General features: G+C 66.0%; 11 protein-coding genes. 6 read left to right on the top strand and 5 right to left on the bottom strand.

Features of this window, described 5'->3' with window-relative positions; genetic code table 11:
* The 3 genes from ACLPJJ_RS06220 to ACLPJJ_RS06210 all read left to right on the top strand — a co-directional run.
* Nucleotides 1-479 (top strand): DUF1285 domain-containing protein (locus tag ACLPJJ_RS06220; RefSeq protein ID WP_443590077.1); only part of this gene is annotated, 479 nt, incomplete at its 5' end.
* A 6-nt stretch (nt 480-485) separates the two neighbouring features.
* On the top strand, nt 486-1,055 hold the full coding sequence (locus ACLPJJ_RS06215) for an NUDIX hydrolase (RefSeq protein ID WP_443590076.1): 570 nt from the start codon (nt 486-488) through the stop codon (nt 1,053-1,055).
* Complete coding sequence (locus ACLPJJ_RS06210) at nt 1,052-2,194, top strand: CCA tRNA nucleotidyltransferase (protein WP_443590075.1); 1,143 nt, start codon at nt 1,052-1,054, stop codon at nt 2,192-2,194. Before ACLPJJ_RS06215 ends, ACLPJJ_RS06210 begins: the two co-directional genes overlap by 4 nt.
* 121 nt (nt 2,195-2,315) lie before the next feature.
* Here the strand turns inward: ACLPJJ_RS06210 and ACLPJJ_RS06205 are convergent, their stop codons facing one another.
* The 3 genes from ACLPJJ_RS06205 to ACLPJJ_RS06195 all read right to left on the bottom strand — a co-directional run bounded on the left by ACLPJJ_RS06205 (nt 2,316) and on the right by ACLPJJ_RS06195 (nt 6,085).
* Nucleotides 2,316-4,211, bottom strand: coding sequence for a potassium transporter Kup (locus ACLPJJ_RS06205; RefSeq protein ID WP_443590074.1), 1,896 nt, complete (start codon nt 4,209-4,211; stop codon nt 2,316-2,318).
* A gap of 66 nt (nt 4,212-4,277) precedes the next feature.
* A complete protein-coding gene (gene mltA / locus ACLPJJ_RS06200; RefSeq protein WP_443590073.1) occupies nt 4,278-5,399 on the bottom strand; it encodes a murein transglycosylase A in 1,122 nt (373 codons plus the stop codon).
* Nucleotides 5,400-5,407: 8 nt separating this feature from the next.
* On the bottom strand, nt 5,408-6,085 hold the full coding sequence (locus tag ACLPJJ_RS06195; protein ID WP_443590072.1) for a Tim44/TimA family putative adaptor protein: 678 nt from the start codon (nt 6,083-6,085) through the stop codon (nt 5,408-5,410).
* A gap of 156 nt (nt 6,086-6,241) precedes the next feature.
* Here ACLPJJ_RS06195 and ACLPJJ_RS06190 point away from each other — a divergent pair, with 156 nt between their 5' ends.
* Genes ACLPJJ_RS06190 through ACLPJJ_RS06180 form a run of 3 tightly spaced genes read left to right on the top strand, consistent with a single transcriptional unit; the run spans nt 6,242 to nt 10,095 of the window.
* Nucleotides 6,242-6,796, top strand: a complete 555-nt coding sequence (locus ACLPJJ_RS06190) for a histidine phosphatase family protein (RefSeq protein WP_443590071.1) — start codon at nt 6,242-6,244, stop codon at nt 6,794-6,796.
* Nucleotides 6,797-7,567, top strand: a complete 771-nt coding sequence (locus tag ACLPJJ_RS06185; RefSeq protein WP_443590070.1) for an N-formylglutamate amidohydrolase — start codon at nt 6,797-6,799, stop codon at nt 7,565-7,567.
* Nucleotides 7,564-10,095, top strand: a complete 2,532-nt coding sequence (locus ACLPJJ_RS06180) for a glycosyltransferase family 2 protein (RefSeq protein ID WP_443590069.1) — start codon at nt 7,564-7,566, stop codon at nt 10,093-10,095. Before ACLPJJ_RS06185 ends, ACLPJJ_RS06180 begins: the two co-directional genes overlap by 4 nt.
* 9 nt (nt 10,096-10,104) lie before the next feature.
* Here ACLPJJ_RS06180 and ACLPJJ_RS06175 read toward each other — a convergent pair whose 3' ends face one another.
* Together ACLPJJ_RS06175 and ACLPJJ_RS06170 are read right to left on the bottom strand one after the other, a co-directional pair.
* A complete protein-coding gene (locus ACLPJJ_RS06175) occupies nt 10,105-10,437 on the bottom strand; it encodes a helix-turn-helix domain-containing protein (protein WP_183266632.1) in 333 nt (110 codons plus the stop codon).
* Between the two features lie 138 nt (nt 10,438-10,575).
* The coding region (locus tag ACLPJJ_RS06170; RefSeq protein WP_443590068.1) for an SDR family NAD(P)-dependent oxidoreductase at nt 10,576-11,306 on the bottom strand (731 nt) is incomplete at its 5' end.

The following is an 11,306-nucleotide window of genomic DNA, read 5'->3' as shown; positions in this document are numbered from 1 at the left end:
GGCGCGACGGCACCTGGCTGTACAAGGGCAGCCCGATTTCCCGCAAGGAGATGGTGTGCCTATTCTCCTCCGTGCTGATGCGCGACGAGGAGGGGCATTATCTGCTGGAAACGCACGTGGAACGCGGGCGGATCGAGGTGGAGGACGCGCCGCTCGTGGCTGTGGAGATGAGCTGGAAGGGCCATGGGCGCAACCAGGTGCTGTGCTTCCGCACCAATGTGGACAAATGCGTGACCGCCGGGCCGGAACACCCGATCCGCATCACGCATGATCTGCTCAGTTGCGAGCCGACGCCGTATCTTCATGTGCGCGATGGCAGGGGCAAATTCCCGATCGAGGCGCGGATCTGCCGGGCGACCTATTACGAGCTGGTGGCGCTCGCCGAGCCGGGGATGCTGCGCGGGCGGGAAGTGCTCGGGGTATGGAGCAAAGGGGCGTTTTTCTCGCTCGGCGATCTACCCTCCTGCTGCGAAGACTGAGCGGTTTTGGCCGTAACCATGACCGAGGCGGAGTTGCGCCGCCGGTTGCCGCCGGGGCTGACGCATGCCCGGCTGGCCGCGCCCAGGCACAAACCGGCGGCGGTGTTGATTCCGCTGGAGCCGGAGCGCGGCGTGTGGCTCACCCGGCGCGGGGCGGAGATGCCGAGCCATGCCGGGCAGGTGTCGTTTCCGGGCGGCAAGATCGAGCCGCAGGATGGCTCGCCCGAGGCGGCGGCGCTGCGCGAGGCGCGCGAGGAGATCGGGTTGGATCCGGGCTGCGTGGAGGTCCTCGGGCGGATGGATGACCATGTCACCCTGACCGGCTTCCACATTGCCCCCGTGATCGGGCTGGTGCCGAAAGGCGTGAAGCTGCAGGCGGCGCCGGATGAGGTGGAGGAGGTTTTCTGCTTGCCCTTCGCGGTGCTGCTGGACCCGGTGCTGCCGCATCGCCGCCGTGCGGTGCTACGCGGGCTGGAACTGGAGTTCTCCATCTGGCCGCATCCGGACCATGTGATCTGGGGCGCGACCGGGGAAATATTGCGCCGGCTGGCGCGGCGGCTGCGGGGGGAGGAGTGATCACCCTGCCCGGCATGGACCAGGTGTGGGACGCGCTGCCCGAGGCGCGGATCGTGGGCGGCGCGGTGCGCGACATGCTGGCTGGCTGCCCGGTGGCGGATGTGGATTTCGCCTCGCCGCTGGCGCCGGAGGTGGTGGTGGCCCGCGCCCGCGCGGCGAGGCTGAAGGCGGTGCCGACCGGGCTGGCGCATGGCACGGTGACAATCGTGGCCGCGGGGCGGGGCTTCGAGGTGACGACGCTGCGCCGGGACGTGGCGACCGACGGGCGGCATGCCGTGGTGGAATTCACCGATGACTGGCGCGAGGATGCGAGCCGGCGGGATTTCACCATCAATGCCATGTCCGCCACCAGGGACGGTACGGTGTACGACTATTTCGGCGGGCGGGAGGATCTGGCCGCAGGAAAGGTGCGGTTTGTCGGCGCGGCCGCGACGCGGATCCGGGAGGATTACCTGCGGGTGCTGCGCTTCTTCCGGTTCTTCGCGCGTTATGCGCGGGGCGAGCCGGATGCGGAGGCTGTGGCGGCGATCGTGGCGCTGCGCGACGGGGTGAAGAGCCTCTCGGCCGAGCGGGTGTGGAACGAGATCAAGCTGATTTTGAAGGCCGTGGACCCGGTGCCGGCGCTGCGGCTGATGGCGCGGACAGGCGTGCTGCCGCTGTTGCTGCCCGGGGCGGATGTGGAGCGGCTGGCGGCGCCGCTGGCGCGCGGGGCGCCGGTGGACCCGCTGTTGCGCGTGGCGGCGCTGGGGCCGGGCGAGGTGGCGGCATTCGCGCAAGGCTGGCGGCTGAGCAAGGCGGAAGAGGTCCGGCTGGAGGCGCTGATGCGTACGGAGATCCCGCGCCCGGAGGATGACGACGCGGCGCTTCGCCGGGCGCTGGCGGCGGAAGAGGCGGCGGTGCTGGCGGATCGGAGCTGGCTGTATGGCGGCGCGGGGCCGGGCTGGGAGGGTTTGCGCGCGCGGCTGCTTGGCATGCGGCGCCCGGTGTTTCCGCTCCAGGGGCGGGACTTGGCGGCCCTGGGCATTCCCCCCGGGCCGCGCATCGGCGAGATGCTCCGCGAGGCCCGGGCCTGGTGGCTGGCCGGTGGTTGCACCGCCGATGCAGCAGCCTGCCGCGCCTGGGTTGAAGCGCGGCTTTAGAGCATTCAGCTTTGAGCGAGCAATTTCATGCGTTTAGCTTGACCAGGCCGGTTCAAGCTAAACGCATATTGCTCTAAGAAAATGGATTGCTTCGCCCGCCAGAGCGGGCTCGCAATGACGGTTACACCGCGATGCGGACGCCGAGCTCGACCACGCGGTCGGACGGGATGCGGAAGAACTCGGTGGCGGAAATGGCGTTGCGCGCCATGAACAGGAACAGCCAGCGGCGGACGAAGCGCAGCTTTGGCACCGAGGCGGGCACCACGGTCTCGCGGCCCAGGAAGTAGCTGGCCTGCATCGGCTTGAAGTCGATGCCCTGGGCGGAGAGGCTCTCCAGCGCCTGCGGGACGTTCGGGCTCTCCATGAAGCCGTAATACAGCTCTACCTTGTAGATGCCGGGCGCGGCTTCCTCGGCCTTCACCCGGTCAGCCGGGTTGGCATAGGGCACATCGAGGTTGCGCACGGTGACGAAGAAGACCTGCTCGTGCAGCACCTTGTTGTGCTTGAGATTGTGCAGCAGGGCGTTGGGCACGAAGTCCAGGTTGCCGGTCATGAACACCGCCGTGCCGGGCACGCGCACGATGCGCGATTGCGGCAGGCGGGCCAGGAAGGAGGACAGGGGCAGGCTGTCCTGCACCCAGCGGTCCATGATCAGGCCGCGGCCGCGGCGCCAGGTGGTCATGGTGAAGATCACGGCGAGGCCAATGGCCAGCGGCACCCAGCCGCCATCGAGGAATTTAAGTGTGTTGGAGGCAAAGAAGGCGAGATCCACTATGCCGAACAAGCCGAATACGGCGAGGGCGGCTGGGCGCGACCAGTTGAACTGGCGGCGGAACACCACGACGGCCAGGATATTCGTGCACAGGAATGTGCCGGTCACCGCGATGCCATAGGCCCAGGCCAAGGCGCCGCTGGTCTGGAAGGTGAGAACGAGCATGATAACGCCCAGGGCAAGCAGGGCATTGGTCTGCGGCACGTAGATCTGGCCTTCTTCCGTCTCCGAAGTGTGACGGATTTCCATGCGCGGAAACAGGCCGAGCTGGACACATTGCCGCGCCATGGAGAACGCGCCGGAAATGACCGCCTGGCTGGCGATGATGGTGGCGAGGGTGGACAGCACGGTCAGCGGAATTTGCAGGGCGTGCGGGGCAAGCTTGTAGAACGGATTATCCGCCGTCGAGGGGTCTGCCAGCACCAGCGCGCCTTGGCCGAAATAATTCAGCAGCAGGCTGGGCAGGACAAAATAGGTCCAGGCGACTTGGATGGGCTTGCGGCCAAAATGGCTCATGTCCGCATACAGGGCTTCAGCGCCTGTAACCGCCAGCACGACCGCGCCGAGTGAGACGAAGGCCGCGAATTTATGGTGCAGCATGAAGAGGATGCCATAGGACGGGAGCAGCGCCTTGAAGATGAAGGGGTGCTGCACGACCTGGACAAGGCCAAGCAGGCCGATGGTGATGAACCAGACGGCCATGACAGGTCCGAAGGCCCGCCCCATGTTGCCGGTGCCGTACTTTTGCGACAGGAACAGCACGACGATGACGACCAGCGAAATCCCTTCGACCAGGTCGTTGGACAGGGTCGGCCAGACGACCTGCAAGCCCGAGACGGCGGACAGCACAGAAATGGCAGGGGTGATCATGCCGTCGCCGAAGAACAGGCCGGCGCCGGTGATGCCGACCAGGCCGAGGAAAACGCGGGTCCTGTCCGATTTGGCGACGCGCTGGGCCAGCGCCATGAGGGCGAGGATGCCGCCCTCGCCGTGGTTGTCGGCACGCATAACAAAGGTGACGTATTTGAGCGTGACGGTGATGATCAGCGCCCAGGCGATGAGGGACAGGAGGCCCATAATGTCCGAGCTGCTTAGGCCTTTGCCGGTGAAATAGGCGAGGCAGGTTTGCAGCGCGTAAAGCGGGCTGGTGCCGATATCGCCATAGACCACGCCGAGCACACCGATGAGAGCGCCAAGGCGCAGCTGTGCGTTAGCGCCCGTATCGCGGTGCGGGTCAGAACTCATACATGCCACCTGAAACTATTGCGCCGCCGCTGTAGCCCGTTTGCCTGGAGGCGGGCAAGCGCATGCCTATTGCGCCGCCGGCTTGGGCAGCAGGACGAAGAGCTGGCCGGGTTGGCGCATGGAGCCGGCTGTGGTTTCGGCATCCGGCCCGGCGCCGAAGAAGAGATCCGCCCGGTCCGGCCCCTGGATGCCGCCGCCCGTGTCCTGCGCGATGGTCAGGCGGTCGAGCGGGGATTGGGTGATCGGGTCCGTGGTGGCGACGAAGATGGGGGTGCCGAGCGGGATGATGGATTTGTCCACGGCCAGGGAGCGGCCGGCGGTGAGCGGCACGCCGAGCGAGCCCGGGGCGCCTTCGTTGTCCGGCAGGTAGCCGAGCGGCTTGATGAACACGTAGCGGGCGTTCTGCTCCATGATGCCCTTGGCCTGGTCCGGGTGCGCCTTAAGCCAGGAGGAGATGCTCTGGTAGCTGACATCGTCCGCCGAGAGGTCCCCCTGCTGCACCAGGATGCGGCCGATGGGGGTGTAGGGCTGGCCGTTCTGGCCGCCGAAGCCGACGCGCAGGGTGCGGCCATTGGCCAGCAGGATGCGGCCCGAGCCCTGGATTTGCAGCATGAAGGCGTCCACCGGGTCGGCCAGATAGGCGGTGACCGGGGTTTTGCGGTTCAGGGCCCCGGCGTCGATGGCCGAGCGGGGCAGGGAGGCCAGGGTGTCGTCCGCCGGCTTGGAATAGAGTGGCACGGTGTAGCCCGGGGCGAGGTTCTTGGAGCCGGGGAACTCCGGCTCGAAATAGCCGGTGATGAGCGCTTGGCCGGAGACGGCGTAGGGGATGAAGTTGGTCTCGAAGAATTGGCGGGCGGCGGCGGCGTCATTGGGGGCGATGGCCTGGGCCGCGGCGCAGGTGGATGTCCACTGCCCGGCCTGCCCGCCGGCGGACTGGGCGAGGCCGGAGCCGCCGAGGGACTGGTCCGGCGGCATGGTGGTGATGGTCTTGCAGCCGGTGACGAAGGCTTCCAGCGCGCCGGCGGCATTGTCGCTGCTCCAGCCGGGCAGGTCGGAGAAGGAGACCGCGTTGCCGGGGGGCGCGCCGGGCAGGTTGAGCGTGGAGCCGCCCGTTTGCGGCTGCACGCAGCCAGCGAGTGCCAGAAAAGAGAGGGCGGGCCAGAGGTGGCGCTTTGACAGGCGGGGCATGGGGATGGTCAGCCGTTGCGGGCGGCGGCGAGGCGCCAAGTGAGTTCGGGGCCCTTGAGGTTGCGCTCGAAGGTCCAGAGGTCGGTGAGCTCGGTCACGGCATCGGTCCCGACCTTGGGGTTGCCGGAGGCGTCCAGCACCATGTTCACCTGGTCCGAGGTGAAGCGCACGATGATGGCGGCCTGGTCGCCCAGGAGCTGGGCGTCCTCGATGCTGGTGGCGGTGATGGATTTGATCTCGGTCTGGTGGCGCTCGCCGGCTTCCTCGCGCGCCTTGATGGCGGCGTCGAAGGTCTCGAACACATGTTCGCAGAGCAGGGGCTTGAGCTTGGCGCGGTCCCCCGCGGCGAAAGCGGTGACGATCAGGCGGAAGGCGGCTTCCGCCTGGGAGAGGAAGTTCGGCGGGTCGAAATGCGGGTCGCGGCTGACGATCTGCAGCAGCTTCTGGCCCAGCGGCGAGCGCGGATCCGGCACCGAATGGCCGGATTGCACGGGGAGGGCCTGACCCTCGATGACCGGGCCGGCGTTATAGCCCGGCATGCCGCCCTGGGGCTGGGGCGGACGCTCGAACCCCACACGCCGGCCGAGCACGCTGCGCAGGCGCAGGATTAGGAAGATCGCGACAGCCGCGAAAATGACCAGAATGACGGGAAGCCCGCCCAGGGATTGTAACGCGTTGGCCTGCACTGAACCCTCTACCGGGAAAGTCTGCGCCAAGGCTTAGATGAAAGCAAGCGGCTGATCCAGGCTGGGGTGCGATCAGACCCTAGTCAACCCGGACCAGGCTGGGACATAAAAGCGGAGCCGGGTGCCGCGCGCGCCAGGGGAGCTGAAGGAAGAGACATGTTTCTGCTGCGCCACGGGCAAAGCTATTTCAATCTGCATTTCACCGCGACGAGGCTGGACCCGGGGATCGAGGACCCGGAGCTGACGCCGCTGGGGCATGAGCAGGCGCGGAACGCGGCTGCGCGGCTGCGCGATGCGGGGCTGACGCGGATCATCGTCTCGCCGTACACGCGGGCGCTGCAGACGGCGCAGCCCTTTCTGGCGCTGCCCGGGGTGAGCGTGGAGGTGATGCAGGAGGTGCGCGAGCGCACGGCCTTTGTCTGCGACATAGGCTCCCGCCCCGAGGCGCTGGCGGAGCGGTTTCCGTACCATGAGTTTGGGCATCTGCCGGGGCAGTGGTGGCATGACGAGGAAGAGAGCGAGGAGCAGACCAGGAGGCGGGCCGATGCCTTCCGCGCCGCCATGGCCGCGCGCGATGACCACGAAACCACGCTGCTGGTGAGCCACTGGGGGTTTATCCTGGCGCTGACCGGGGTTTCCGTGATGAATGGCCAGATGATGGAATACGATCCGCGCGCGGCGGCACCCGAACAGATTGTGTGGAGGCCTTAGTTGGGCGCAGGATTGCTGGGCGCGGATGAGGCGGCACCCGCCGAGGTGCTGCGGCCCAAGGGAAAGAGCCGGTTTCTGCTGACCGCCGACCATGCCGGGCGGGCAATTCCGCGCGCGCTGGGGGATCTGGGCCTGAGTGCGGCGGATATGGACCGGCATATCGCCTGGGATATCGGCATTGCCGGGGTGACGCGGCGTATGAGCGCTTTGCTGGACGCCCCGGCGGTGCTGCAGACCTATTCGCGGCTTGTGATCGACTGCAACCGCAAGCCCGGCGTGGCCAGCGCCTTCGCCGAGGTGAGCGAGGCGACGGAGATTCCCGGGAACAAGGGGCTGGGCACAGAGGCCAAGGCGGCGCGGCAGACGGCGATCTTCGACCCGTACCACGCGGCGATCGAGGGGCTGATAACGGCGCGGCCGGAGACCGTTTACGTGGCCATGCACAGCTTTACCCCAATATATATGGAGCAGGCGCGGCCGATGCATGTGGCGGTGCTGTATAACCGAAGCCCCAGGCTCTCCCGCGCCTTGGCGGCGCTGCTGCGCGCCGAGTCGGGGCTGGTGGTGGGGGAGAACGCGCCCTACCAGCTGACGGACGAGACCGATTACGGCGTGCCGGTGCATGCGGAGGCGCGCGGTCTTGATTATTTGGAAATAGAAATCCGGCAGGATCTGGTTCAGCACGAATCAGGGCAGGCGGAATGGGCGGAGCGGTTGGCGCGGCTGCTGCCGCTGGCGCTGGAGACCACAGGAGCGGAAAGCAAGGCATGACGGCAAAGATGGGTGTGAGCCGGAAGCAGCCCGTGGCGGCGGCCGAGCGTAAGCTGCTGTGTTTCGTTGACCGCATCGACGAGGCTGGGGTGGGCGGCTGGGCGGTGGATTTCGACGCCGCCGCCGAGAGCCTGCGGCTGCGGGTGATGATCGACGGCGTGATCGCCGATGTGGTGAGCTGCGACCTGCACCGTGACGATGCCAGGCTGGTGACGCTGGCGAACAGCCGGATCGGGTTTTATTACAGCATCCCCGAGCGCTACCATGACGGGCTGCGCCATACCATGACCTTCGCCACGCTGGACGGGGTCGTGGTGCCGGTGTCCTCGCGCAATGGCGCGATGGCGGCGCTGAGCTTCTGCCTGGCCAAGCAGACGCGGGTCGAGGCCGTGGTGGATGGGCTTGTCGGCGGGTTGATCCAGGGCTGGGCGCTGAGGGTGGACGAGCGGGCCGGAACCAAGCTGGGCGGGGTGCGGATACTGGCGACCTCCGCCGGGCAGCCTGTGGCCGAGGTGACGGCGGACCAGTTCCGTGGCGACGTGGCGACGGCGACAGGTGGCGATGGGGCCTGCGGGTTCAGCTTCTACCTGCCCAAAGGGCTGCGCCGGCCGCGCATGACGCTGCAGTTCTTCGCCATGCCGGAACATGAAGAGCTGCGCGGCAGCCCGCTGGAGATCGAATTTCCCTCGGCCTCGGCGCGGGAGCAGATCGAGAGCCTGATCGCCAGGACGGATGAGCTGTTCGCCTTCACCTTCCGGCTGCGGCGGGATTTGCAGACGGCGCTGCCGCGCGAACGCTATCTGCTGGATGATTACCAGCGCTGGGCCGCGGCCTCGCTGCCGCTGGCGGCGGCGCGGGCCGAGGCGCGGTATGGGGCGCTGCCGGTGGAGCGGCCGCTGGTTTCCGTGATCTGCCCGGTGTACCGGCCGGGGATTGGGGATTTTCTGGCCGCGGTGGATTCCGTGCGGCGGCAGAGCTACGGGAACTGGGAGTTGCTACTGGTGGATGACGCCAGCGGGCAGCCGGAGTTGACCGCCGCGATGCGCGAGCTGGCGAAGGCCGACAAGCGGATAAAGCTGCTGAACCGCAAGAGCAATGGCGGCATTGCCCGTGCCACCAACGACGCGCTGAAGGCGGTGAAGGGCGAGGTGGTGGCGTTTTTCGACCATGACGACCTGCTGGAGCCGGTGGCGCTGGAGGTGATGCTGCGCGCGCGGCGGGCGACGGGTGCGAAGCTGCTCTATTCCGACGAGGACAAGGTGGAGCGCTCCGGCGCGTTGTGCGAGCCGCATTTCAAGCCGGATTTCAATTACAGGTTCCTGTTGGATATCAACTATATCTGCCATTTCGTGATGGTGGATGCGGGGACGCTGCGCGAGGTTGGCGGGCTGGACCCGGCGCTGGACGGGGCCCAGGACCACGATCTGCTGTTGCGGTTATGTGAGCTTCTGGCGCTCGGGGAAATCCACCACGTGCCGGAGGTGCTGTACCATTGGCGCAAATCCGCCAGCTCCACCGCAGCGGCGGGGGCGCAGGCCAAGCCGAAGGCCGTGACGGCAGGCGAGGCGGCGGTGCAGGAGCACCTGCAGCGGCGGGGTTTGGCCGCACAGGTGAAGAGCCGCGGCGGACTGACCTGCTACGAGGTAGAATGGCGGTTTCCGGCGAAACAGCGGAAGGCGGCGGGGGTTTCCATTTTGATCCCGTTCCGAGACCATATCGGAATGACGCAGGAATGTGTCGACGCTATTCGTAAGTACACCAAGAATGTTCCTTACGAGATCGTTCTGCTGGATAACTGGTCGAGCTCGGCCGAGGCGGAGGCGTTTACCGCCATGCAGGCGAACATGCCGGACACCAAGGTTATCCGCATCGCCGAGCCGTTCAACTATTCGCGCATCAACAATACTGGCGTGAAGGCGGCGGAGCGGGAGTTTCTGCTGTTCCTGAATAACGACGTGTTTGTGAGCGAACCGCTCTGGCTGCGCCGGATGCTGGATGAGTGCCTGGCCGACCCGAAGCTGGGCGCGGTGGGGGCGAAGCTGCTGTATCCGAACGGGACCGTGCAGCATGCTGGTGTGGTGCTGGGGGTGGGCGGCGTGGCAGACCATGCGTTCCGGGGCCTGGAGGGTAAGGCTCCGGGCTATATGACGCACGCGATGACGGCGCAGGAGGTTTCCGCCGTGACGGCCGCCTGCATGTTGGTACGAAGGCAGGCCTTTGAGGATGTTAACGGTTTTGACGAAGAATTGTTGAAGGTGGCGTTCAACGATGTTGATTTGTGTGCGAAACTAACCAAGGCTGGTTGGAAAATTGTGTATATGCCGGATACTGTGGCCGAGCACCGGGAAAGCATAAGCCGGGGCGATGACTTCAACGATGAGAAGCTCGCACGGTTTATGTGGGAAAACGAGGTTATGAAGCAGAGATATGTGGATATGCTGCCGTTTGATCCACATTACAACAGGCATTTTTCGCGGGAGGGCGGAGTGTACCGTGAGCTGCGCCTGCTGCGGCCGGAAGACGCGTAGTTAGCTGAACTAGCTACGCGCCAGACGGCGCGCTGTTTGTAGGAGCATGCGGCGGTCCTCGGCCGAACAGGCCCGGTAAAGCCGCATGAGCGCCAATTCGTCGCCCAGAAGGGAGCCGGTTTCCCCGGAAACCAAGTAGCCAAGCGAAGTGTTGAGGACCTTGGCGATACGCTCCATGTTTTCCCGCACCTGACCGGCGCGATCCGTCTCCCACTGGGCGATGGCGGAACGGGAAACGTTGAGCTTCGCCGCGAATTCATCCTGGGTCATATTGGCTGCGAGGCGCAAAGCCCGGATGCGGGCGCCGACGGTTTCGGCCGGGGGCTGTTTTTTTGTTGCCATACATTCTCATAACATGAGTTTTGGCAAACTCAACGTTAGTTTTTATTGACGTTAATAGTTAGTTATTCTAACACGACTGCGGCAGCACAAGGAGGGGTCATGCCGCAGGTGAGACAATGGACACGCGGAGCGGCGCGCTCACCACGTTTCGCCTCCCGAGATCGAGATCGCCTGGCCGGTAATGCCGGCGCTGGCATCGTCGCAAAGCCAAAGCACCGCGTCGGCGGTTTCCTGCGGCTGGAAGAACCGGCCCTGCGGGCTATTGGCCTCGAGCATTTTGCGCACTTCGGTTTCGCTGCGTTTGGTCTTGGAGGCGACGTGATTGACGGCTTCGTCGAGCAGCGAGGTCTCGCTGAAGCCCGGACAGACCGCGTTCACCGTGATGCCGGCCTTCGCGGTTTCCAGCGCCAAGGCGCGCGCCAATCCGACGACGCCATGCTTGGCGGCGACATAAGGCGCGACATAGGGATAGCCCTTCAAGCCGGCCGTCGAAGCGACAAAGACGATGCGTCCCCATTTGTGCTCGCGCATGCCGGCGAGCGCGGGCTTCACCGAAAAGAACGCGCCGGTGAGATTGACGGTGAGGATCTTGTTCCAGCTCTTTTGCGTGACGTTCTCGGCGGCGGCGCTCTCCGCCGTCCCGGCATTGGCGACGACGATGTTGAATTTGCCGTGCGCCTTCTGCGCGTGCTGGTAGAGCTTCTTGATCGACGCCTCGTCGGTGACGTCGGCTACTTCCGGATGGATATTGGGATGGCGTTCGGCGGTGAATTCGAGATCCGGCAAGCGCCGGCCGCAGATTGTCACGCTGGCGCCGGCATTCGCAAAAGCGAAGGCGATGGCGGCGCCGATGCCGCTGCCGCCGCCGG

The organism is Acidocella sp. (assembly GCF_052326845.1).
Lineage (GTDB): Bacteria > Pseudomonadota > Alphaproteobacteria > Acetobacterales > Acetobacteraceae > Acidocella.
The sequence above is the reverse complement of the archived record's forward strand: the minus strand, read 5'-3'. Positions and strand labels throughout refer to the sequence as shown.